Raw genomic sequence first — 21,875 nt, forward strand, 5'->3', positions numbered from 1 at the left:
CGGCGCGAGATTTGGTGGGGGGCACACGACAATCCTGCCAGCACCCCCCGACAAGAATTTCAGAGCAGGCGGCTGTACGACTGCACGAAAGCGAAGATGGCATCCGCGATGAGCTGGACCGCGATGGCCGCGAGGAGCAGACCGGCGATCCGGGTGAGCACCTCGATGCCGGCCGGGCGCAGCAGCTTCACGATGATCCCGGAGAACCGCAGGACCAGCCAGACCGTGGCCATCACCGCGACGATGCCGGCCGCGATGACCAGGTATTCGTCGGCGCTCTCGGCCCGCTGCACGAAGAGCATGGTGGCGACGATCGCACCGGGTCCGGCCAGCAGCGGGGTGCCGATCGGCACCAGCGCGACGTTGCTGGTGCCGCCGCCCTGATCGGTGGGTTCGTCGGTCTTGCCGGTGAGCAGTTGCAGCGCGACCAGGACAAGCAGCAGGCCACCGGCCGCCTGAAGCGCCGGAAGTTGCACGTGGAGGTAATCGAGGAGGGTCTGTCCAGCCACCGCGAAGCCCACGATCACGCCGAGGGCGAGCAGCACGGCCTGCGTGCCGGCCCGGTGGCGGGCCTTCGGCGGCATGCTGCCGGTGAGCGCGAGGAAGACCGGGACCATGCCCGGAGGGTCGACAATCACCAGCAGAGTCACGAAGAACTCGCCGAACAGCTTGACATTCACCCGATCAAGGTAGGGCTCGGCCCATTTTTCCGCAGGCTGCTGGGGCGATAGTCACCCTGCGGTCAGCCCAGGACGGGCACTCCGGTCGCGGCGGAGGCGATTTTCTCGTACATCTCGGGCGCGGTCCGGAAGGCACCCAGCTTGACCGTCTTGTGCGTACCGTGAAAATCGGACGAGCCGGTAACGGCGAGGCCGAGCTGATCAGCCAGCGCACGGATCTGCTCGCGCTCCGCAGGCGTGTGATCCTCGTGGTCGGCCTCCAGCCCGAACAGGCCCGCATCAGCCAGCTCGACGATCAGCCGATCAGGAACAACCCGACCCCGGACCGTCGCCCGCGGATGGGCAAAAACGGTCACGCCGCCGGCATCACGCACCGCACGCACGGCCTCGAAAACATCAAGATCAGACTTGGGTACGAAGTAACGGGCGCCCAGCCACTTGGAGGCGAACGCTTCCGTGGTCGTGCCGACCAGATCAGCCCTGATCAGCGCCTGAGCGATGTGCGGCCGGCCCACCGAGCCGCCCGCCGCGTAATCCTGGACCTCGGCCCAGGTGATCGGCACCCCGTCGGCCCGCAGTTTCTCGACGATCTTCTCGGCGCGCTGCTCCCGATCGCTGCGCAGCCTGGTCAGCTCGGCCGCGAGCAGCGGCTCCGCCGGGTCGAAGAGGTACGCCAGAAGGTGCAGCGCGATGGCCGGCTCGGCACCGTGCCACCGGCAGGAGAGCTCGGCGCCGCGCACCAGCGTGAGGCCGTCGGGCCGGGCCGCGGCAGCCTGGGCCCAGCCACCGGTGGTGTCGTGGTCGGTGATCGCGAGAACGTCCAGCCCGGCGGCGGCGCCGGCACGCACCAGCTCGGCTGGTGTCAGGGTGCCGTCGCTCGCCGTCGAATGGCAGTGCAGGTCGATTCTCAGGCGTCGTCTCCGTCGTCCTCTTTGCCCAGCCGAGCCTCGACGGCCTGGGGCTCGTACATCTCCTCGACCACGCGGAGGTAGAGCTCGTTCGGGTTGGGCAGGTGCTTGACCTCGCGCAACGCCTGGTCCTGGCCGGCCGACTCCAGCACGAAGGTGCCGTAACTGAGCATCCGGCCGAGGGCCGACTGCTCGTATTTCATGTCGGTCACCCGGAGGAGCGGCATCATGGCCACCTTCCGGGTGACGATGCCGTTGACCACCATCACGCGCTTGTTGGTCAGGATAAATCTGTCGAAGTACCAGTCGAAGACACGCCAGGCGACCCAGCTGATCACGCCGAGCCAGACCAGGACGGCGACCGTGACCATGCCGTCGATGTTCTGGCGGGTGAGGAAGCCAGCGAGATAACCCAGGACGAGCGTCGCGCCGGCGCCGATCGAGATCGGTGTCGTCAGATGGATCCAGTGCCGTTTCCACTCACCGCGGTACCGCTCGGTGGGGAAGAGGTAACGAGCGACCAACGTGGTCGGTTCATCCTCGAGCGGCAGGAACCGGCGCGGGCCACCGCCCTGGTCCAGGCCCTCCAGCTCCTCCTGAGTGAACGAAGGAGGCTGGTACTCGGCGGAATCCTCGTAGACGTCGTCGGCACGCCGCTGGCCGCGTGCGTACGCGGCATCGTCCCCATAGGGGTCGTCGAACGCCGGGTCGCGGAACCCGTAGTCCTCATCGTCGTCCCGAGGGCGCCGGGCACCCTCGCCTCGCGTGTCGCGCGGCTCGCCAGGATCCATGTAGCGATGCTATGCGACGAGGTCGGTGAAGAAGGTGCCGAAGCCTCGTGCGATGTCGGCGATCGTGCCTCCGAGCGACTCGAAGACCGCCGCGGCGGATCTCGGGTTGAAGGCAATAAAGAAGATCAAGAATGCGATGCCAAGCCAGGTGAGGACCTTCTTGATCATGGCGGGCCTTCTCCTCCGGTGCGGGTTGCGTTCAGCGCCGCGGCAGTACTGACGGTATCAGCTTCGTCGCTTCGTGTGAACAAAGTGTCCAGAAAGCCGATTGTCAACACCACAGGTCACACCCGACAGAGTTAGGCACGACCGTGCAGGTATGGCGATGGCGCTCCGAACACCAGCTCGGGCGGCACACCGTCGGAGAGGTCGTGCAGAACGACGTGCTCCGCGAGTAGATAGCCCGCGCTTGCGGGCCACGCTACCGCATAGAGCCACATTCCTTTGGCCTCACTCACGTAGGCACTTCGATCTTCGGGTGACTTTACACACCACAGTGGAGTCGGATGCCCGGCCGCTTTGATCTTCGCGTGTGGACCGGTGTGCTCGGACAGCGCCTCGGAGAGCAGGTGACCCGGGTCGAGGCCGGGTATGCCGGCGAACCGGGTCCCGAGACCGACACCCGGCTGCTCGGCGACCAGGACAAGATCGGCCGGGCCACCGCCGAGCGGTTCCGGACCACTGCACGCGAGAACCGTGGCACGTACGCCGAACCGGTCGTCACCCGACCAGCCGACCCCGGTGACCATCCACCCGGACGGCAGCGGCCAGGGGCACCAGAGCGGTATCCGCTCCGCACTCGACGCCGACTCCCGCAGGACCGCTCCGACGATCTCCGCGCTGATGTGCTCGGCGACGTGAAACGGCGGAACGTCCCCACAGTCGTCGCAACGCCAGGTGCTGTGCATCAGGTCTGGCTTCCGGACCTGAGCTGCACATCTGGGGCAACTCACTGTGACACCCACACTCCATACCGTGCGGGTCGGCCGGTCCGCCGTCAAGCGAATCGGTGCTTTTCGTCAACGGGCTCAGCTCGGCTCAGCTCGGTGGCGGACCCGCGTGCGCCCTGATCCATGCATGCATGGCGATGCCGCTCGCCACTCCCGCGTTGATCGAGCGGGTCGAGCCGTACTGGGCGATCGAGAACAACTCGGCACACGCCGCCCGCGCCGGATCGGACAAGCCGGGCCCTTCCTGGCCGAAGAGCAGCACACAGCGCCGCGGCAGGGTGGTCGTCTCCATCGGGCGCGAGCCCGGCAGGTTGTCGATCCCGACGATCGGAACGCCGGACTCCACCGACCAGGCCACGAATTCTTCGATGGTCGGGTGGTGCCGGACATGTTGATAACGATCGGTGACCATGGCACCCCGGCGATTCCATCGTCGCCGGCCCACGATGTGCACCTCGGCGGCGAGGAAGGCGTTGGCGTTGCGTACGACGGTGCCGATGTTGAAGTCGTGCTGCCAGTTCTCGATGGCGACGTGGAATTCGTGCCGCCGCTCGTCGAGATCCGCGATCACCGCTTCCCGAGTCCAGTACCGGTACCTGTCGACCACGTTGCGGCGATCGCCCTGTTCGAGCAGCTCGGGATCGTAATGCTCACCGACCGGCCGCTCGCCGGGCCACGGGCCCACGCCGACCTCGGTCAATTGGTCCTCGCCCGCCGTCATGGGGCGTTACGCTACCGATCCCACGCCGGGACATGATCTTCGGCGGGCCGCTGCCAGAATTTCGGCATTCGGCATTCGGCATTCGGCAGGAGACGCAATGAGCGGCGGGGCCCTCCCCGGCACCCGCCGCCCACGCTCTGTTGTGGAAGAGTTTGCCTCACGGTCCGTATCCATGTGAAGGACTTTCAACTGTGAGCCAGCTCACATTTAAGTTTCTTTCCTATTTATCTAGCGGCTCGGGCGCGCTCCCACGGCGGCTACACAGGCTGGACAAACAGGCTGGTTCAGATCAACTGGGACGAAGCCGTCAGGTTGATCGTGTCGCCAATCAGACACCGCGCGCCTACATTCAGTTACCATGAGTTGCCCGGCCGCCTTGGCGCCCCGGCTCGCAAAGGTGCCGCACGCCACGTGTGCCTGCATCCCCAGCGGGAATGGGAAGTGGGTACCAGGAGTTTCACCGGACGAAAGCGATTCGGAGCAGACGGAGGCATCATGGCGACGGTTGCGCTCACCGCAGCGAACTTCGACGAGGTCACCGGCAAGGACGGCATCGTCCTGGTCGACTTCTGGGCCAGCTGGTGCGGGCCCTGCGTCCGCTTCGCACCGACCTACGAGCGGTCCTCGGAGAAGCACTCGGAGATCACCTTCGGCAAGGTGGACACCGAGGCGGAACAGGCTCTGGCCGCGAAGTTCGACATCCGTTCGATCCCGACGATCATGGCCATCCGCGACGGCATCGTGGTCTTCGCCCAGCCGGGCGCACTCCCCGAGTCCGCGCTGGAGAGCCTGATCGAGAAGGTCGAGCAGCTCGACATGGGCGAGGTGCGTGAGCAGATGTCCGCACACCGCAAGGCCGATCACAGCGAGCCGGCCAAGGCGGAGACCGAAACCGCGGCCGCAGGCCGCAGCTGACCCAGCGATACGCAAGGCCCGCGGACCGGTTCCGGTCCGCGGGCTTTTTCGTGTTCTTCACTTAAACCCTTCCGGGTATGAGCATGGACAGGTGATCGAACATGTGTTCGAATACCTGCCATGCGATGGTCCCACCTGTCGGCTCCCCCCGACGGCTCGCTCTCGGGCCGGGCGGTGTCAGCGGCCCCACTCCTGCCGCTGGCGCTGCCCGGCGCCACGGTCCGCACCTTCGACACGCCTAGCTTCGCCGGCATGACGTTCTACGAGGTGCGTGCCAAGTCCCTGATCAACCGGGTTCCCGGGGCGTCCAGGGTGCCGTTCGAGTGGACCATCAACCCATACCGCGGCTGCTCGCACGCCTGCACCTACTGCCTGGCCGGTGACACGCCGATCCTGCTGGCCGACGGCTCCACCCGGCCGCTCGCCGAGATCCGCCCCGGCGACGCGGTGATGGGCACGATGGGCGCCGGCCCGCACCGGCGTTACGTTCCGACCACAGTCCTCGACCACTGGGCCACCAGCAAGCCAGCTTTCCGGGTCACCCTCTCCGACGGCACCCGGCTGGTCGCAAGTGGCGACCACCGCTTCCTCACCGACCGCGGCTGGCGGCACGTCAGCCCCTCCGAGCCTGATCTGCCCGCTCTGGCGATCGGTGACCTGATGTTCGGGGTGGGCCGGTTCGCCGATCCGCCCAAGGAGTCCCCCGACTACCAGTCCGGGTTCCTCTGCGGCCTCGTCCGCGGCGATGCCTCAGGCGGCGGCACGGCCCGTGAGGGCGACGCGTGGATCCGCGCCGACGGCTACCTCGACGACATCTCCCTCACCGAGGCACTGCGCTGGCCGGAGCTGCCGACCGGCGATTGGTACCGCGGCTTCCTGGCCGGCGCCTACGGCGCCACCGGGCACGCCGAGCGGCTGGCCGTGGTGTTCTCCAGCGACGACCCGATCTACCTCGACCGCGTCTGCGAGGCGCTGGCCCATCTGGGGCTCGCCACCCGGCGTCCGGTGAGCACTCGACGGCCCCTCAGCACCCGGCGCGCCGGGTCGCCGTCCGAGTGCGTCGAGACCGAGCGCCACCTTGATGCGGCTCTGCGGTTCCGGCACATGACCGGTGCGCCTCAGGCCCCGCTGGATGCCTCAGGGGTGGGCGTGCGGGCCAACCGGCGGCTCGCTGTCGCCGACATCGAGGACCTCGGCCTCACCCTGCCGCTCTTCGACATCTCCACCGGCACCGGCGACTTCATCGCCGACGGTGTGGTCAGCCACAACTGCTTCGCCCGCAACACCCATACGTACCTCGACATGGACGCCGGCCACGACTTCGACACCAGCGTCGTGGTGAAGGTGAACGCCGGCGACCTGATCCGCCGCGAGCTGGCAAACCCGCGCTGGTCCGGCGCTCCGATCGCGATGGGCACCAACGTCGACGTCTACCAGCGCGCCGAGGGCCGTTACCGCCTGATGCCGGAAATCCTCGCCGCCCTGCGTGACCACGCCAACCCGTTCTCCATCCTCACCAAGGGCACCCTGATCCTGCGCGACCTCGACCTGCTCCAGCAGGCAGCCGAGGTGACCGAGGTCGGCCTCTCCTTCTCCGTCGGCTTCGTCGACGAGCAGGTCTGGCGCTCCGCCGAGCCCGGCACCCCGAGCCCGCACCGCCGCCTGGACGCGATCCGCCGCATCACCGACGCGGGCTTCCCGATCAGCGTCCTGATGGCCCCGATCCTCCCCGGCCTCACCGACACCGAGGACACCATCGACGAGACGGTCGCCGCCATCGCGGCCGCCGGAGCGACAAGCGTGATCCCGCTCCCGCTGCACCTGCGCCCCGGAGCCCGCGAGTGGTACGCCGCCTGGATAGCCCGCGAGCACCCCCACCTGCTGCCGCGTTACCGCGAGCTGTTCGGCAAGGGCTCCTACACCCCGAAGAGCTACCAGGACGAGGTGACAGCCCGAGTCCGCCAGGCCACCCGCCGCCACGGCCTGTACCGCCCCACCACCCGCAACCAGCCCGGCACCCGCAACCAGCCCGGCACTCCCGACCAGCCCAGCACTCGCGACCAACCCGGCACTCGCGACCAGCCCAGCACTCGCGACCAGCCCGGCCTCAATAACCGTCCCGGGACCAGCACCCGCCCCAGCGCATCCGGCCAGACCCAGAATCCCCACCAGCTGACTCTCCTGTGACCCGCCGAGCCAGCCGCGCCCCGGTCGGGGGGCCGGGGCGCGCTGGCTCGCGCCTGCACTCCTGCGCAAGGTCGTGCGGGGCCCCACGTGGATAGAGTTGATTTATGCGGAGTGCTCAGCAGATCCTCGCCGACGCCAAGGTCATCGCCGTGGTCGGCGCCTCACGGGATCCCTACAAGCCGTCACACACGGTGCCTCTTCAGATGCTTCGGCACGGGTGGCGGATCATCCCGGTCAACCCGTTCGTCGCCGAGGTGTTCGGGGTGCCGACCGTGCCCACGCTCGCCGACCTGACCGAGCCGGTCGACCTGGTCAACATCTTCCGCCCGGCCCGAGACGCCGTGGACGTGGTTCGACAGGCCGCCGTCATCAAGGCCCCAGCCGTCTGGCTGCAGAGCGGCATCGCCTCAGCCGAAGCCCGCCGCATCGCCGAAGAGGCCGGCATGGAATACGTCGAGGACCGCTGCCTAGCCGTCGAACGCGCCCTGGGCCAACTCACCAGAATCCCCTGACCACCGACAATTCTTGAACGGCTGGCTGCCGCTGTTCCCTAACAGCCGCTGAGACAGCAGTGATAGCCAGCCAGCCAAGATCTCGCGCAGCTCTATCTGCCACACGTCCCGCTGTCCGCTGTCCGCTGTCCGCTGTCCGCTGCTCGCAGCCCGGAGCCCGCTGCCCGCTGCCTACCGCCTGCTGCCCGTCGCCTGCCGTCCACCACACGCTGACGCTTGCCACTCGCTGTTCGCCACGGATCTTGAGCGATTTTCCACCCTCGAATTTCGCCATTTGAGGAGCGGTGGCGGGTTCGTGGCGGCGTGGCGGCGTGGCGTTTTCTCGGTGCGAGGTGCCGTTCGGAGATCTTGTGCGGTTCGGCCGGACGATCGACCACGAATGCACGAGTTTGCGGGACGACCATCGATGGCATGCCGGCTTTGGGCGGTTTGAGAGCTTTGTGGCGACCCTGCCACCGCAACGGGTTTGCACGGTTCCGACCTGGTGAACGTGGTGAAGCTGGTGCTCGTGCTCGTGCTGGTGCTGGTGCTGGTGCTCGTGCTGGTGCTCGTGCTCGTGCTTCGCCGATCTTGTGGAGTTCGGCGAACCGTTTGTGCGTAACTCCGCAAGATCGGCCAGGTCTGTTCGATCTTGTGGAGTTGTGCGGGCACGTCTGCGGGGAAGTCCACAAGATCCAGACCGAGCGGCGCGGGGCGGGCAGAGCGCGGGGTCGATGCCTACTGCGGAGCGTGGGGAAGGTCGAGCCCACCCTCTGGGGCACAAATCGCCCAAGATCTGCTGTAGGGCAGGGCATCGCCGGACCAGGCGTCGCCGCGCCGGACCACGCGAGGCCACGCCGGGGCGCGCGAGGCCGGACCACACGACGCCGGACCACGCGAGGCCGGGCAGGCGTCGCCACGCCGGACCACGCGAGGCCGGGCAGGCGTCGCCGCGCCGGACCACGCGAGGCCGGGCCGCGGGACGCCCGGCCGCGCGGGGCTAGCGGAACTGGGCCTCTCGGACGCTGTTGCCGCCGTCGACGACCAGCATTTGGCCTGTGATGTAGGAGGCTGCCGGAGAGCACAGGAACGCCACTGCTGCGGCTACCTCGTCCGGCGTACCCGGGCGGCCGATTGGAGTGCCGAGACCCTGCTTGATCTCGGTGACCGTTGACGCCGCCGTGTAGATCGTGCCGGGGGCTACGCAGTTGACGTTCACGCCGTCGGCGACCAGCTCCATCGCCAGCGCCCGGGTGAGGCCGACGACGCCTGCTTTTGCCGCCGCATAGGCTGCCTCGGTCGGAAGGGCGTTCACCGGGCCGGCCGTGGCGGACAGGTTGACGATGCGGCCCCAGCCCCGTTCCGCCATGCCGCCCACGAAGGCGCGGCTGCACAGGAACGCGGTGCTCAGGTTCCGATCGATTTCGGCCTTCCACTCGTCGAGGGTCAGCTGGGCCACCGGGCGCAGGACCTCGGGACTGGTACGGCTGGCCAAGCCGGCGTTGTTGACCAGGACCTCGACGTCGCCGAGCGAGTCGGTGATCGCGTCGGCCAGAGCGCCGACCTCGGACTCGTCGGTCAGGTCGGCTACGAAACCGGTCACGCCGAGCTCAGAGGCCCGCTCGTGGATCCGGCGGGTGGTCGACACGATGGCCACGCGGGCGCCCAGGTTTCGCAGGCGGCGCGCGGTCGCGTATCCGATGCCGTCCGGGCTGCCGGCGCCGGTGACCAGCGCGACCTTCCCGTCCAGGCGCATGGTGACCGGCGCTTGGCCGGATTCTTCGATCTCCGCTTCCACGATATCCATCATGTCCGGTTCGGCGGGCCGATCGGGGTCAGACCCGGGAGCACCGGAACGTGGTGGACGGCCATCAGCGGGGCGGGTGGCGTCGCGCCGGGACGGACTACCCCCGGCGGAACGGGCGTCGAAGACCATGCGGCGATCCTGCCCGCTCCCGCAAGCCGGGGCAAACATGCTGTCACCGTGGCGCACCCCGGGTTCCCGGCGCCCCAGCGCGAAGCCTGACGAAAACAGCCACCGGGAGACAACAACCCGACAACCCCGAAGGTCAGCCGCCGGCTTCCGGCACGACCTTCCTTCCGCTGGTCAATGGCAGGACCGGGCCCTCTTCGACGAACACCAGGGGCGCCTCGGCGCCGTACCGCTCGGGTAGCTGGAGGCGAGCCTGGTCGATGTCCCGGGTTCCGATCTCCACGCCGACGCCGTCGTGTCGGCTGCCGACAGTGACGATCCGCACGCCCTGGTCCACCCAGTAGTGGAGATCGGCCACCACCCGCTCCTGCCAGCCGGTCAGCTCGGCGACGGCGTGTGCGGAGTCGCGTACGACGATGCAGGCGTCCTCGGCGCTGCTCCGGACGAAGTCGTCGAATCCGGCGGACGGCACGCGGTAGACGACCGCGCGTACGCGTTTCTGGTCGATCTCCATGCCGGAGTACCGCTCCGCGAACCGGTCCCGGCCACCCTGGTCGATCCGCTCCATCGCGTCGGAGAGCACGGGCGGGGTGACCGGCACCCGGACCTTGCCGGTGACGGTGTACTGCGGCGACCGGGCGAACGCACAGCCCGCGGTACGCCAGCCGCCGACCAGGCCGGCTCGTTCCGGCGGGCGCCCGGCCCCGTCAAGCGCACCGCACCCGGCCACGCTCAAGGTAAGCGCTGCCAGAGGCGCTACCCGAGCCAGTAACCGGACCACCCGATCGCGATGCATCGCACTCCCCCTCGGTTTCCCCCGATTGCTGGTGCAACGAGCGGAACCGCGCCCTGGGTGACGGCCCAGAGCCGTACCCGATAAGACAGGTTGTGCGGCGGAAGGCGTACAGAAAGAGGGTTTTGTCTTTTATCAGCCGAAATCACGACGTCCCGAGCGCGCCGCGCCGATGATCACCACGGCCACTCCGGCCAGGAGCAGCGTTAGGCCCGGCAGCGAACCCGGGCGGATCGCCTGGCCGAGCCACCACCAGGCGATCAGCGCGGCGCCCGGCACCTCCAGCAGGATCAGCACGCTGACCGCGGTCGCCGACGTGTGCTGGAGCGCGTAGCTGAACATCGAGTGCCCCAGCAACTGCGCGCCCACCACCAGCGCGAGGATCGCCGCCCAGGTCCGTCCGTCGTAGCCGCTCAGCTTCGCGCCCGAACCCAGGCACACGACCAGCAGGATCACGCCGCACGTGCCGTAACAGATCCAGGTGTAGGTCGTCGTGCTCAGCGAGATCCGGGCCCGCTCACCGAGGGCCGTGTAGACCGCCGCGAACATGCCGCCGGCAAGCGCGAGCACGTCGGCGAACACCGCCTGGGTGGAGACGCCGAAATCAGCGCCGGTGGCCCAGGCAGCCCCGGCGACCGCGAGGCCGATGCCGATCCAGCCGGTGAGCGACGGCCGGCGACCCTGCGCGGCCGCGATCAAGCCCTGCCAGACCGGCTGGGTGGCGACAAGCGCGGTAGCGGTCGCGACGGTACCGAGTTGGACCGCCGGCATCCAGGTGGAGAAATGAGCGGCCAGGGCAATTCCGGCGAGAACGCAGAAAAGACCCTCGCGCCGCAGCGGGCCACTGATGATTCCGGTCACCTCGGTGCGCCGGGATGCCAGCACCACAGGAGTGAGCGCCGCCGTCGCGAGGGCGTTGCGCCAGAAAGCGACAGCCAGCGCGGGTGCCGCGGCGAAAGCGATCAACGGACCCGACGAGGAAACCGCCAGGATGGCCACGACCAGCGCAATCACCGTTGTCGGCGGCGGCAGAATTCCAGATCCAATTCCTTGGGTACGCGTGATCGAAGCGGCGTCTTGACGCGGTGAGCGCATATTCATCCCCGGCCGTCGCTTCTTGCACAGCCGAACTGCGCAAGTTGCAGATGTCTATTGGCTGACAGTGACGGAGTGGCTACAGTCACCGACGGCTCTTCTGCCGATTTCTTCCCTCGATGCCCTGGAGGCCGATTTACATGCCCGCATACCGTGCGGTCGTGTTCGACTTTTTCGGCACCTTGACCCGTTCTGTCCAGCGCGGCCCCCAGCACGCGGACATTGCCCGGTCGCTCGGTGCCGACCCCGAGACCGTCACCGGCGTCCTCGACCGGACCTTCCGGGCCCGGGCCTGCGGACGATACGGCTCGGCGGAAGCCACTCTCCGCTGGGTGATCGAGCAGGCCGGTGGCCGGCCACGTCCGGGCGCCATCCGAGCCGCCATGCCGGCCCGGATCGACGCCCTGCGCGCCGATACCCGGCTGCGGCACGACGCGGTCAGCGCGCTCACCGCTATCCGAGGGCGTGGCGTACGCACCGCGTTGATCAGTGACTGCACCCACGAACTTCCCGCCTTCCTGCCGGGCCTTCCGGTGGCGCCGCTGCTGGACGCACAGATCTACTCGGTCGAGCTCGGTGTCTGCAAACCGGATCCCGCTATCTACCTGGCGGCCTGTGACCGGCTGGGTGTCGATCCGGAGGACTGCCTCTACGTCGGTGACGGCGGCAGCCACGAGCTGACCGGCGCGGCGGCGGTCGGGATGACGCCGGTCCGGCTGGCAGCCCCGGATCTCGCGAACCATCTGGTTTTCGACGCCGACACCAATTTCGCCGGGCGTACCGTGCGGTCGCTGACCGAGGTGCTCGATTTGATCCGCCGCACCCCGGCGATGGTTTGAAGCCCGGCGATGGTTTGAGGCACAGCGATGGTTTGAGGCACAGCGATGGTTTGAGGCACAGCGATGGCAGGATGAGCCGGTGACCTCTGGTGTGCTCGACGAGGCGATCAAGAAAGCGGCGATCGCCTGGATCTCGGTGGGCGACGGTCCGGCGTACGCCCTGTGGTGCATGCCGGCCGAGAGTTCGCTCGTGGTGGTCAGCGGACCGGGTGAACAGTTCGCACCCGGGCTGGCCGAGGCGCAGCGGGCCACGGTCCGGCTGCGCGGTGATCACGGCGGGCTGATCGTGGTGACCGAGGCCGTGGTCGAACGGCTCGCCCCGGGCAGCGAGGAGTGGAGCACGATCGTGCCCGCGCTGGCCGGCAAGCGTCTGAACGCGTCGGGTTCGGCCGACGAGGTGGCGGCGCGGTGGGCGGCGAACGACTGCGCGGTGGTCCGGCTGGTACCGGTCGCCGAGTCCGCCGTCGGTACCGCCGGCCTGCCGGCCGAATCCGCGGCGGAGGCGCCACGGGAGACGCCGGCCCGGGTGGAGACGCGAAAGCCGTTCCGCCTGCACCGAGTTCGCAAACGCTGAGTCAGCCGACGAACGGCGGGACTGCGATCTCGCCCTTGGCGATCGCGCAGACGTGGCCGGCCACCGTCGCTGACGTCGCCGTTCCGCCCTTCGCGGTCACCGTGCACTCCAGCAGGGACGGGCGCTTCATCTCGTGGCCCTGGTGCACCCGGTACGACGACTCGCCGTCGCCGGGCAGCAGTCCTTCCGCGACCAGCCACACACCCAGGCCGAGCGCTGCCGAGCCGGTCGCCGGGTCCTCCCAGACGGCCTCGCCGGGAACGAAGACCCGGACGTGTGCGGCACCGTCCGACCACGAGAAGGCGCATATCCCGGTCACCCCGTGCCGGGCGGCGGCCGGCGTGTTCAACTGAATCCGGGCCAGCGCCTCCCGGCGTACCGGAAGGAATGTCCAATCCAAGCCGCAGCCGGCCGTCCTGGGGTGACCGGCGAGATCCGAGGCCGTCAGGCCGAGGGTGTCCAGCAGCGGTTCGGCCTCGACCGGATCGCCGAGCGAAGGCGCTCCGCCGGTGAGCGTGGCCGAGCCCGCGGCGGTGACCTCGATCGGCAGCAGGCCGGCGCCGCACTCCTGCACCACCCGGCCCGGCGGAAAATCGCCGCGGCGCATCAGCGTCACGGCGGCGCCCACCGAGGGATGACCGGCGAACGGCAACTCGGTCTCGGTCGTGAAGATGCGCACTCGATAGGTTGCGCCCTCAGCGCGCGGGGCAAGGATGAAGATCGTCTCGGCCAGGTTGAACTCGCGTGCCAGCGTTTGCATCTGGGCGGTGGCGAGAGCACCGGTGGCGAGGGCGTCGGCACTGTAGACCACCGCGAGCGGATTTCCCGCGAAAGGCCGATCGGTGAACACGTCGACGATCTCGTACGCCACGGTGGACATGTCCGGACCCTAACCTAATCTGAGGGCGTGACCATGGGGACGAGGGTTTATCTGGCTCGCCTCGCCGGGCTTCCGGTGTTCGACCCCAATGGCGACCGGGTCGGGCGGGTACGCGACGCCGTGGTTCGGCTGCGCACCACGAACCGGCCGCCGCAGATCGTCGGGCTGGTCGCCGAGATGGCGCTGCGCCGGCGCATCTTCCTGCCGATCGGACGCTTCACCAGCATGGACGCCGAGTCGGTTGTGCTCAGCACCGGCACGCTGAACCTGCGCCGGTTCGAGAAGCGGCCGAACGAGCTGCTGGCCCTGGAGGACCTGCTGGACCGGCGGGTCACCGTGGTCCCGGAGCACGGCGACGGCCCGGACCACATCGGCATCGTGGTGGACATCGGGATGGAGCTGAACCGGAACACCGAGTGGATCATCACGCGGGTGGCGGTCCGGGAGCACACCGGCCGGCTGGCCCGGCGCGGTCACGTCTACCAGGCGGAGTACAACCGGATCCGCGGGCTGGTCGGGCCGACCGACACCCAGGGCACGTCGAACCTGCTGGCGCTGCTCGACCAGATGCGTCCCGCCGACATGGCGAACGCGCTGCAGGACCTGCCGGACGCCCGCCGCAACGAGATAGCGGCCGCGCTGAGCGACCGCAAACTGGCCGACGTGCTGGAGGAGCTGCCCGAGCACGACCAGGTGGAGATCCTGGCCCGGCTGGACCGGGAACGCGCCGCCGACGTGCTCGAACGGATGGACCCGGACGACGCGGCCGACCTGCTCGCCGAGCTGCCCAAGTCCGAGCAGGCGGTGCTCCTCGACCTGATGGAGCCGGAGGAGGCGGCGCCGGTCCGGCAGCTGATGAACTACCGGCCGGGCACCGCGGGCAGTGTGATGACCTCAGAGCCGGTGATCCTCACACCGGACACCACGGTGGCCGAGGCCCTGGCCCGGATCCGCGAGCCAGAACTGCATCCGGTGGTCGCGGCGCAGGTCTTCGTGGCCCGGGCGCCGAGCGCCACGCCGACCGGTAAATATTTGGGCATGGTGCACTTCCAGCGGCTGCTGCGGGAGCCGCCGTCGTCGATCGTCGGCGGTCTGGTGGACAGCGGCATCGACCCGCTGCGGCCGGAGACCACGCTGCTCGAGATCACCCGGCGGATGGCGACGTACGACCTGATCGCCATGCCCGTTGTCGACTCGGCGCACCGGCTGCTCGGGGCGGTGACCGTCGACGACGTGCTGGACCATTCGCTGCCCAGGGACTGGCGGGACCGTGACGCCCACGACGACGAGCTGGCGGATCAGACATGAGCGAGCCACGCCGCGACCGCCTGGACCAGCCCCGCGAGCCGGGTCGCGTGCATCTGCCGAAATTCGACCCGGAGGCGTTCGGCCGCTGGTCGGAGGCGATCGCGCGGTACATGGGCACGGCGAAGTTCATCGTCTACATGACCGTGCTGATCGCCGCCTGGTTCGCGTGGAACACGCTGGCGCCGGAACACATGCGCTTCGACCCGTACACATTCACGTTCTTGACCTTGATCTTGTCCTTGCAGGCGTCCTATGCGGCGCCCTTGATCCTCTTGGCGCAGAACCGGCAATCCGACCGGGATCGTCTCTCGATGGAGGAGGACCGGCGGCGGGCCGCGCTGCAGAAGGCCGACACCGAGTACCTGACCAGGGAGATCGCCTCGCTGCGGATCGCCCTGGGCGAGGTCGCCACCCGCGATTTCCTCCGCAACGAGCTGACCAGACTCGCCGACGAACTGGACGAAGCGGCCCACCGGCGGGACAAGCGGGCGCGCATGGAGTGGGAGGAAGAGCACCCCTGAGCCCGACGTAGCATGGCAAACATGTCCGCACCTGCATCGACGCTCGAGGACGCCATCCAGGCCGCACTGGCGACCGTTGACGACCCCGAGATCCGCCGCCCGATCACCGACCTCGGCATGGTCTCCGGCTTCACCGTCAGCGAAGGCCTGGTAAAGGTCGATCTGCTGCTCACCGTCGCCGGCTGCCCGCTGCGCGACAAGCTGACCTCCGACATCACCGCCGCTCTCACCAAACTCCCGAGCATCGACCGGGTCGAGATCAACTTTGGCGTGATGAACGAGGAGCAGCGCAAAGCGCTGCAGAGCACGCTGCGCGGTGGTGGCGATTCCGCGGAACCGGTCATTCCCTTCGCCCAGCCCGGCTCCCGCACGCGTGTGTACGCGGTAGCGAGCGGCAAGGGCGGCGTCGGCAAGTCCAGCGTGACGGTGAACCTCGCGGCGGCGCTCGCGAAACGTGGCCTGTCGGTCGGCGTCGTCGACGCGGACATCTACGGCCACTCGGTGCCGCGGATGCTCGGCGTGGAGGGCAAGCCCACCCGGGTCGAAGAAATGATCATGCCGCCGCAGTCGCACGGTGTGAAAGTCATCTCGATCGGCATGTTCACCTCGGGCAACGCCGCGGTGGTCTGGCGCGGGCCGATGCTGCACCGCGCGCTGCAGCAGTTCCTCGCCGACGTCTACTGGGGCGACCTCGACGTGCTGCTGCTCGACCTGCCGCCGGGCACCGGCGACGTGGCGATCTCGCTGGCCCAACTCCTGCCGAACGCGGAGATCCTGGTCGTCACCACCCCGCAGATGGCTGCCGCCGAGGTGGCCGAGCGGGCCGGCGCGATCGCGCTGCAGACCCACCAGCGCCTGGTCGGCGTCGTGGAGAACATGTCCTGGCTGGAGCTGCCGGACGGCTCCCGGATGGAGGTCTTCGGCTCGGGCGGTGGCGAGACCGTCGCCGAGTCGCTCACCAAGACGGTCGGCGCCCGCGTGCCGCTGCTGGGGCAGATCCCGCTGGACACCCGGGTCCGTGAGGCCGGCGACGCCGGAACCCCGATCGTGCTGGCCGACCCGGAGTCACCGGCCGCGAAGGCTCTGGACGCGGTGGCCGACAAGCTGGCGATCCGCCGCGAGTCCCTGGTCGGCAAGCCGCTGGGTCTGGCGGTCACCACCAGGCGCTAGGTGGCATCCAAGTCGAATCGCTGGGCCGGTCGGGGACTCTCGACCGGCTCAGCTTTTTTCTTGATGTCGGCCGCTGCCGCGACGTCGCTCAGCTCGGACTTCACGCCGTTGAGGTCCTGCTTCACGTCGTCGAAGAGGTTCTGCAGCGGCTTGCGGATCGCCGCCTCGTCGTCCTCGCTCAGCAGGTGCTTGCGGATGAACGCTTTCGGATGCAGATCCTCGAGCTGGATGTCGGTGCCGAGCTCACGGCTCAGGTCGGTCGTCGCGTTCTGCGCCATCGCCCGCAGGCCGCGCAGCATGCGCAGACCGTCGCCGATCACCTTGGGCAGACGTTCCCCGAAGATCAGGAGCGCCAGCATCAGCAGCGCGCCGATCTCCCACCAGTTCAGATTCTCGAACACCGTACGGCCTCCCAGGCGGTCCCGGGCCAAGCGTACGCACGGCCGCTGTGAGTTGGCAGCCCGCCCGGCTGTCAGTTCGTGTCTGCGGCAAGTGTCACTGACGCCGACGCGGCTTTCGTGCCACGGCGGTAGTCGACGGTCACCACCGCCCCCGGAGCGTATTTACGCACCAGGGCGATCAGGTCGGTGCCGTCCTCCAGCACGTGCCCGTCGATCCGGGTGAGCACGTCGCCGCTTTTCAGCCCGGCGGCGGCTGCCGGGCCGGCCGGTTCCACCGCGCGCAGCCGGGCGCCACCAGCGGTCTCGCCGGTCACCACTTCGGCGCCGATCACCGTACGGCGGGCCTTGCCGGTGTCGATGATGTCTTTCGCCACGCGCTTGGCCTGATTGATCGGGATGGCGAAGGCGAGGCCGATGTTGCCCGCCTCGGTGTCGGTGCTGCCCACCGAGCGGATCACCGAGTTGACCCCGACGACCTGGCCGGCCGCGCTCACCAGCGGGCCGCCGGAGTTGCCCTGGTTCACCGCGGCGTCGGTCTGGATCGCCGCGTAATAGCGCGTGGCGCCGCCCGCCTCACCGGCCTCGATCGGCCGGTCCAGAGCGCTGACGATGCCGGATGTCACGGTGTTGACCAGCGCGAGCGGCGAACCGAACGCGAGCACCGGGTCACCCACCGCGATCGTGTCCGAATCGCCAAGGGCCACCGGAGTGAGCCCGGACTTTGCGACTTTGATCACTGCGATGTCCGACTCCGGGTCACGGCCGACCACCCGGGCAGAGGCCGTGGCGCCGTCGCTGAACGACACCGACAGGGTGTCACCGGCGCCCTCGACCACGTGGTCGTTGGTGATCACGTAGCCGTCCGCCGAGACCACGAAGCCGGAGCCGATCGCGCCGGTGACACGCACCGTCACGACGCTCGGCAGCACTCGCTCAGCCACGCCGGCCAGGGTTTCCGGCGCCCGCTGCAGCGACTCCGGAACCGGCTGGTCGGTGGCGCCGATCTGGGCGCCGGCACTCCCCACGTAACCGCCGCGAACCGCGAAGACGAAGCCCAGCGTGCCGCCGAGACCGCCGGCGAGCAGGGCCGTCACCAGGCAGATCGCGAGGATCGGGGCGAGCGAGCGGCGGGGTGCGTCCGGGTTGGGAACGGACTCCGGCTGCGGGACGTCGACGATCGGGGGGGCCGGGACATGCACGGCCGTTGGAGCGTAAGGGTCACGCCACGGGTCCGCCATCGCATCGGACCACCACGGCGAGGCCGGATCAGGTGCCCCAGTGACAGCAGGGCCCGAGGGCCGGCGCCAGTTCCAGCCGTCGGTCACTTCGGTGCCTCCACTCTCGGTCCGCGCGGCTCCGAGCATCCAGGATGACACGGATTCCGCAGAAACCACCTTGCCACCGATTCCCGTCCCGGGCCGCATGGGTCGTTTATCCATCGACGGCGCAGTGCATCACGCGTGAGCATCGCTCTACTCTCTTATCCGATGTGCGTGTTTGGACCACGCTCGTCACCACTGCCGTCCGGAGGTCGCCATCATCGGTCCAGCCCGTTCATTCGGTCAGCCGGTCCCGCAGTCAACGCCGTTCGCCGAGACCTACGCCACCGAGGATCAAGTCCAGCAGACCGCGCGTGCCCTGGCGCACGAACTCGGCCTGCCCTGCGTCTCGCCCGGCGCGGGCTCCGTGCTCCGCCTTCTCGCTGCCGCGGGCAGCGCCAAGTCGGTTGTCGAGATCGGCACGGGTACGGGAGTGAGCGGTGTCTGGCTCCTGCGCGGGATGCGCTCCGACGGCGTTCTCACCACGATCGACGTCGAGCACGAACACCAGCGGATCGCCCGCCGGGTCTTCCAGGAAGCCGGTTTCCCGCCGGGCCGCACCCGGATCATCAGCGGCCGCGCCCTGGACGTGCTGCCCCGCCTCGCCGACGGCGCGTACGACCTGATCTTCGTGGACGCGGACACCACCGAGTTCGCGGCCTGCACCGAGGCGGCGCTGCGGATGCTCCGCCCGGGCGGCGTGCTGATCGTGAACGGCGCGCACGCCGGCGGCCGGATCACCGACCCGACCGCCCGCGACGTGGACACCCTGACCATCAGGGCGACCGTGAAGGCGATCCGCGAGTCCGAGGACTGGATCCCCGCGGTCATCCCATCAGGCGCCGGCCTACTGGCCGCCGTCAAGCGAAGCCAGTAGCGCCCGTCCCGCCTCGCGGGGACGGTCTCACGTCGGCCCGTCTCAACGGGCGGTCTCGCGTCGCGTCGCACGACGGGTGTCCACGATCTCGCCAGCTGTGTCCGGGAAGTCTGCCGACGTCACCCCTCTCCCCGGTGACAGCGCGTCAACCGAGAGTTCGCGAATCACCCGAAATCAACACGTCGCGCTTTGGTGTACCCGGCAACTCGTGAGTTTGCGGTCGATCGGCCGGTTTGCGGTCGATCGGCCGGTTTGCGGTCGATCGGCCGGTTTGCGGTCGATCGGCCGGCCGAACCTCACAAGATCCGAACGACCCTCGCGGCGAGAGGCGCCCCGAACGAACCTGCTACGAGTCGACACAATGACGAGACTCGAGAGCGCCCTTCGAGTTTCGCCATGTGCGTGTGCCGATGCGGAGCGGGGAACCGGCTGATCAAGGGCAGCAAGGTCGCTATCGAGAGGCAGGGTGGGGCCCACCGTGTGCTCGGAGCTACGTGGCGCGTGGCCGGGAGCACACACATGCCCGCTTGGCGTAGATGAGATCGCACGGTTGCGGTCTGTGTGACCTCACCACGGCCAGGGCGTGGACCCGGGCCCACGGTGGCGTTGTGTGCGACCTGACCCACCCTGCCTCCGGACCCACCGTGCGACCTGACCCACCCCGCCTCCGGACCCACCGTGCGACCTCACCCACCCCGCCTCCGGACCCACCGTGCGACGGGGTCCGGCTGGTGCCAGTGCTGTCTCGGGGGCGTATGACAGCACTGACCTCGCTGGTCAATTGAGGCAGTGTGTCGATTCGGGTGCGATCCGCACCCAATGTCCACACGCACTCCACAAAACGGCTGCCCGTGTCGATTTCAGGTTCGCATCGCACCCTAAGTCAACACGCAGCGAGGGGCCGCGCCGGAGCTGTCCTGCGCAGTAGCGGTTCGCGGTTCGCCGGCGGCCTGTTTCATCGCTCCGCGTGTCGGGCCCGCCTCGCCGTGGCACTGAGCGACAACTTGCGGGGCGCCAGCCTATCTAGCCAACAGGGTCAGCGCTGGCAGGGGCGGTCGCCGCGCACCAGACGTCTGCGCGGGGGCGGTTCGCGTCAGGGCAGGCCGGAGAGGTAGCGCAGCAGGGTACGGGCACCCCAGCCGGTGGCGCCCTTGGAAAGGTCCAGGTCGTCGGCGTCGGACCAGCTCGGCGCGGACATGTCCAGATGCGCCCAGCGGGTGCCGGTGAAGAAGTCGCGCAGGAACAGCGCGGCCATCACCGAGCCAGGTCCGGCCGGCGCGCTGATCCGGTCCGCGATGTCGCTGCGCAGGTTGTCGGTGTAGTCGTCGGCCAGCGGCAGCCGCCACATCCGCTCCCCCGCCGCGGCGCCGGCCCCGGCGAGAGCCTCTGCCAGCTCGTCGTCCGGGCTGTACAGGGCGGCCGTGCGCTTGCCGAGCGCCACCGCGTTCGCCCCGGTCAGGGTGGCGAGGTTGAGCACCAGATCGGGCGCGAGCTGCTCGGCCGCGTACGCCAGAGCGTCCGCCAGCACGATCCGGCCCTCGGCGTCGGAGTTGGTGTTCTCGCTCGTCGAGCCGTCGTAATGGGTGATCACGTCACCGGGGCGGAACGCCGAGCCGCTTATCGCGTTCTCGGCGAGCGGCAGCAGTGCGGTGATGCGTACCGGAAGGTTCAGATCGGCGGCGCCCAGCGTGGCCGCGACGACCGCCGCGGCGCCGCCCATGTCCTTTTTCATCAGCTTCATGCCGTCGCGCGGCTTGATCGAGATGCCACCCGTGTCGAACGTGATGCCCTTGCCGACCAGGACCACGTGCGTTGTCGCACCGGCCGGGTGCCAGGAGATCTCGACGAACCGGGGCGGTGAGATCGAGCCGCCGCCGACCGCGCGCAGCCCGCCGAAGCGTTTCAGTTCGTCGCCGGCCCGGACGGTGACCGTCAGACCGGTGCGCCCGGCCGCCTCAGCGACGATCTGGTCGGCGAACCACTCCGGGTTCTTCACCGAGGACGGCGTGTTGGTCAGATCCCGTGCGAGCCACGTGGCGGTGGCGGTGACGCGTGCCAGAGTGAGGCTTTTCGCGTACCCAGGGGTCTCGCTCAGGATGAGCCGCACCTCGCTGGAGCGAGCCGCTTTGATGGCATCGCGATAGCGATAGCCGCCCAGCCAGAGGCCTTCCGTGAGGCCGCGCAGAGCGGCCTGGGTGACCTCGGCCGGGAGGATCACGTCAAGAGTCTCGTCGCCGGCCGCGCGGACCACGGCAGCGCCGGCAGCGCGCCAGTCCGCCTCGGCGCCGTCGCCGATGCCCGCGAGCAGAACCCGGGAGGGCCGGCCCACCGGTCGCGACAGAAGCGTGACCTGGCCGGCCTGACCTGCGCTTTCCGTCTGTCCGACAAGCGCGCTCAACTCGGCGTCGAGATCACCGGCCGGCTGTGGCCCGTCCGGACCGACCGGCACGATCCAGGTCGCCGACTTGTCGGAAGTGTCGGTCATGCGGATGTCGAACACGGGAGGATGACCTTTCCGTAAG

The 21,875-nt window shown here is 69.0% G+C and carries 22 protein-coding genes; 9 read left to right on the forward strand and 13 right to left on the reverse strand.

Translation table 11 applies throughout. The features are described 5' to 3' along the window. Nucleotides 1-59: 59 nt before the first annotated feature. From ACQP2E_RS35730 to ACQP2E_RS35755, 6 genes are all read right to left on the reverse strand, one after another. On the reverse strand, nucleotides 60-680 hold the full coding sequence (locus ACQP2E_RS35730) for a MarC family protein (protein ID WP_433827372.1): 621 nt from the start codon (nucleotides 678-680) through the stop codon (nucleotides 60-62). A gap of 62 nt (nucleotides 681-742) precedes the next feature. Further along, nucleotides 743-1,528, reverse strand: coding sequence for a PHP domain-containing protein (locus ACQP2E_RS35735; protein WP_433827373.1), 786 nt, complete (start codon nucleotides 1,526-1,528; stop codon nucleotides 743-745). Between the two features lie 59 nt (nucleotides 1,529-1,587). Beyond that, nucleotides 1,588-2,379: a PH domain-containing protein gene (locus tag ACQP2E_RS35740; RefSeq protein ID WP_433827374.1), complete on the reverse strand. Its 792-nt coding sequence runs from the start codon at nucleotides 2,377-2,379 to the stop codon at nucleotides 1,588-1,590. A 9-nt stretch (nucleotides 2,380-2,388) separates the two neighbouring features. Beyond that, on the reverse strand, nucleotides 2,389-2,547 hold the full coding sequence (locus ACQP2E_RS35745; RefSeq protein ID WP_014447648.1) for a hypothetical protein: 159 nt from the start codon (nucleotides 2,545-2,547) through the stop codon (nucleotides 2,389-2,391). Between the two features lie 131 nt (nucleotides 2,548-2,678). After that, on the reverse strand, nucleotides 2,679-3,287 hold the full coding sequence (locus ACQP2E_RS35750) for a DUF6758 family protein (RefSeq protein ID WP_433827375.1): 609 nt from the start codon (nucleotides 3,285-3,287) through the stop codon (nucleotides 2,679-2,681). Nucleotides 3,288-3,417: 130 nt separating this feature from the next. Beyond that, nucleotides 3,418-4,050, reverse strand: a complete 633-nt coding sequence (locus ACQP2E_RS35755; RefSeq protein ID WP_433827376.1) for a TrmH family RNA methyltransferase — start codon at nucleotides 4,048-4,050, stop codon at nucleotides 3,418-3,420. Nucleotides 4,051-4,545: 495 nt separating this feature from the next. Between ACQP2E_RS35755 and trxA the strand changes: the two genes are divergently transcribed. The 3 genes from trxA to ACQP2E_RS35770 all read left to right on the forward strand — a co-directional run bounded on the left by trxA (nucleotide 4,546) and on the right by ACQP2E_RS35770 (nucleotide 7,664). Further along, nucleotides 4,546-4,965: a thioredoxin gene (trxA, locus tag ACQP2E_RS35760; RefSeq protein ID WP_433827377.1), complete on the forward strand. Its 420-nt coding sequence runs from the start codon at nucleotides 4,546-4,548 to the stop codon at nucleotides 4,963-4,965. Nucleotides 4,966-5,085: 120 nt separating this feature from the next. Beyond that, complete coding sequence (locus tag ACQP2E_RS35765) at nucleotides 5,086-7,152, forward strand: intein-containing Rv2578c family radical SAM protein (RefSeq protein WP_433827378.1); 2,067 nt, start codon at nucleotides 5,086-5,088, stop codon at nucleotides 7,150-7,152. A gap of 104 nt (nucleotides 7,153-7,256) precedes the next feature. Further along, nucleotides 7,257-7,664 carry a CoA-binding protein gene (locus tag ACQP2E_RS35770; RefSeq protein ID WP_433827379.1) on the forward strand — a complete coding sequence of 136 codons (408 nt, stop codon included), beginning with the start codon at nucleotides 7,257-7,259 and terminating at the stop codon, nucleotides 7,662-7,664. Nucleotides 7,665-8,643: 979 nt separating this feature from the next. On the opposite strand, the gene ACQP2E_RS35775 is transcribed toward ACQP2E_RS35770, so the two are convergent. The 3 genes from ACQP2E_RS35775 to ACQP2E_RS35785 form a co-directional block, all read right to left on the reverse strand. Beyond that, nucleotides 8,644-9,579 carry an SDR family NAD(P)-dependent oxidoreductase gene (locus tag ACQP2E_RS35775; protein WP_433827380.1) on the reverse strand — a complete coding sequence of 312 codons (936 nt, stop codon included), beginning with the start codon at nucleotides 9,577-9,579 and terminating at the stop codon, nucleotides 8,644-8,646. 133 nt (nucleotides 9,580-9,712) lie between these two features. After that, entirely contained in the window at nucleotides 9,713-10,306 is a 594-nt protein-coding gene (locus tag ACQP2E_RS35780) for a hypothetical protein (RefSeq protein WP_433834200.1), read from the reverse strand. A gap of 198 nt (nucleotides 10,307-10,504) precedes the next feature. Further along, complete coding sequence (locus ACQP2E_RS35785) at nucleotides 10,505-11,464, reverse strand: DMT family transporter (protein WP_433827381.1); 960 nt, start codon at nucleotides 11,462-11,464, stop codon at nucleotides 10,505-10,507. A gap of 140 nt (nucleotides 11,465-11,604) precedes the next feature. Between ACQP2E_RS35785 and ACQP2E_RS35790 the strand changes: the two genes are divergently transcribed. Then, nucleotides 11,605-12,303 carry an HAD family hydrolase gene (locus ACQP2E_RS35790; RefSeq protein ID WP_433827382.1) on the forward strand — a complete coding sequence of 233 codons (699 nt, stop codon included), beginning with the start codon at nucleotides 11,605-11,607 and terminating at the stop codon, nucleotides 12,301-12,303. 79 nt (nucleotides 12,304-12,382) lie between these two features. Then, nucleotides 12,383-12,877, forward strand: a complete 495-nt coding sequence (locus ACQP2E_RS35795) for a hypothetical protein (RefSeq protein WP_433827383.1) — start codon at nucleotides 12,383-12,385, stop codon at nucleotides 12,875-12,877. A gap of 1 nt (nucleotide 12,878) precedes the next feature. On the opposite strand, the gene ACQP2E_RS35800 is transcribed toward ACQP2E_RS35795, so the two are convergent. Beyond that, entirely contained in the window at nucleotides 12,879-13,757 is an 879-nt protein-coding gene (locus ACQP2E_RS35800) for a PhzF family phenazine biosynthesis protein (RefSeq protein WP_433827384.1), read from the reverse strand. Nucleotides 13,758-13,784: 27 nt separating this feature from the next. Here ACQP2E_RS35800 and ACQP2E_RS35805 point away from each other — a divergent pair, with 27 nt between their 5' ends. The 3 genes from ACQP2E_RS35805 to ACQP2E_RS35815 are packed head-to-tail and all read left to right on the forward strand — an operon-like array spanning nucleotide 13,785 to nucleotide 16,756. Beyond that, nucleotides 13,785-15,065, forward strand: a complete 1,281-nt coding sequence (locus ACQP2E_RS35805) for a magnesium transporter MgtE N-terminal domain-containing protein (RefSeq protein ID WP_433827385.1) — start codon at nucleotides 13,785-13,787, stop codon at nucleotides 15,063-15,065. After that, entirely contained in the window at nucleotides 15,062-15,586 is a 525-nt protein-coding gene (locus ACQP2E_RS35810; protein WP_433827386.1) for a DUF1003 domain-containing protein, read from the forward strand. The genes ACQP2E_RS35805 and ACQP2E_RS35810 overlap by 4 nt, the downstream gene beginning before the upstream one ends. Nucleotides 15,587-15,607: 21 nt before the next feature. After that, nucleotides 15,608-16,756, forward strand: a complete 1,149-nt coding sequence (locus tag ACQP2E_RS35815; protein ID WP_433827387.1) for an Mrp/NBP35 family ATP-binding protein — start codon at nucleotides 15,608-15,610, stop codon at nucleotides 16,754-16,756. Here the strand turns inward: ACQP2E_RS35815 and ACQP2E_RS35820 are convergent. Then, nucleotides 16,753-17,157, reverse strand: coding sequence for a preprotein translocase subunit TatB (locus ACQP2E_RS35820; RefSeq protein WP_433827388.1), 405 nt, complete (start codon nucleotides 17,155-17,157; stop codon nucleotides 16,753-16,755). The two genes, ACQP2E_RS35815 and ACQP2E_RS35820, sit on opposite strands and share 4 nt — an antisense overlap. Before the next feature lie 71 nt (nucleotides 17,158-17,228). Next, nucleotides 17,229-18,482, reverse strand: coding sequence for a S1C family serine protease (locus ACQP2E_RS35825; protein WP_433827389.1), 1,254 nt, complete (start codon nucleotides 18,480-18,482; stop codon nucleotides 17,229-17,231). 313 nt (nucleotides 18,483-18,795) lie between these two features. On the opposite strand from ACQP2E_RS35825, the gene ACQP2E_RS35830 reads away from it, so the two are divergent. Next, complete coding sequence (locus ACQP2E_RS35830; protein ID WP_433834202.1) at nucleotides 18,796-19,353, forward strand: O-methyltransferase; 558 nt, start codon at nucleotides 18,796-18,798, stop codon at nucleotides 19,351-19,353. 1,093 nt (nucleotides 19,354-20,446) lie between these two features. Here the strand turns inward: ACQP2E_RS35830 and ACQP2E_RS35835 are convergent. Then, nucleotides 20,447-21,838 carry a leucyl aminopeptidase family protein gene (locus ACQP2E_RS35835; RefSeq protein ID WP_433827390.1) on the reverse strand — a complete coding sequence of 464 codons (1,392 nt, stop codon included), beginning with the start codon at nucleotides 21,836-21,838 and terminating at the stop codon, nucleotides 20,447-20,449. Between the last annotated feature and the right edge of the window lie 37 nt (nucleotides 21,839-21,875).

It is taken from the genome of Actinoplanes sp. CA-015351, assembly GCF_050955685.1.
Taxonomy (GTDB): Bacteria; Actinomycetota; Actinomycetes; order Mycobacteriales; family Micromonosporaceae; genus Actinoplanes.

Excerpts from the sequence above, each read along its gene's own strand:
- trxA (WP_433827377.1), top strand. The coding sequence starts at position 4,546 with ATGGCGACGGTTGCGCTCACCGCAGCGAACTTCGACGAGGTCACCGGC.
- ACQP2E_RS35815 (WP_433827387.1), top strand. The coding sequence starts at position 15,608 with ATGTCCGCACCTGCATCGACGCTCGAGGACGCCATCCAGGCCGCACTG.
- ACQP2E_RS35790 (WP_433827382.1), top strand. The coding sequence starts at position 11,605 with ATGCCCGCATACCGTGCGGTCGTGTTCGACTTTTTCGGCACCTTGACC.
- ACQP2E_RS35750 (WP_433827375.1), bottom strand. The coding sequence starts at position 3,287 with ATGCACAGCACCTGGCGTTGCGACGACTGTGGGGACGTTCCGCCGTTT.
- ACQP2E_RS35800 (WP_433827384.1), bottom strand. The coding sequence starts at position 13,757 with ATGTCCACCGTGGCGTACGAGATCGTCGACGTGTTCACCGATCGGCCT.
- ACQP2E_RS35765 (WP_433827378.1), top strand. The coding sequence starts at position 5,086 with ATGCGATGGTCCCACCTGTCGGCTCCCCCCGACGGCTCGCTCTCGGGC.
- ACQP2E_RS35835 (WP_433827390.1), bottom strand. The coding sequence starts at position 21,838 with ATGACCGACACTTCCGACAAGTCGGCGACCTGGATCGTGCCGGTCGGT.
- ACQP2E_RS35770 (WP_433827379.1), top strand. The coding sequence starts at position 7,257 with ATGCGGAGTGCTCAGCAGATCCTCGCCGACGCCAAGGTCATCGCCGTG.
- ACQP2E_RS35785 (WP_433827381.1), bottom strand. The coding sequence starts at position 11,464 with ATGCGCTCACCGCGTCAAGACGCCGCTTCGATCACGCGTACCCAAGGA.
- ACQP2E_RS35740 (WP_433827374.1), bottom strand. The coding sequence starts at position 2,379 with ATGGATCCTGGCGAGCCGCGCGACACGCGAGGCGAGGGTGCCCGGCGC.
- ACQP2E_RS35755 (WP_433827376.1), bottom strand. The coding sequence starts at position 4,050 with ATGACGGCGGGCGAGGACCAATTGACCGAGGTCGGCGTGGGCCCGTGG.
- ACQP2E_RS35810 (WP_433827386.1), top strand. The coding sequence starts at position 15,062 with ATGAGCGAGCCACGCCGCGACCGCCTGGACCAGCCCCGCGAGCCGGGT.
- ACQP2E_RS35775 (WP_433827380.1), bottom strand. The coding sequence starts at position 9,579 with ATGGTCTTCGACGCCCGTTCCGCCGGGGGTAGTCCGTCCCGGCGCGAC.
- ACQP2E_RS35745 (WP_014447648.1), bottom strand. The coding sequence starts at position 2,547 with ATGATCAAGAAGGTCCTCACCTGGCTTGGCATCGCATTCTTGATCTTC.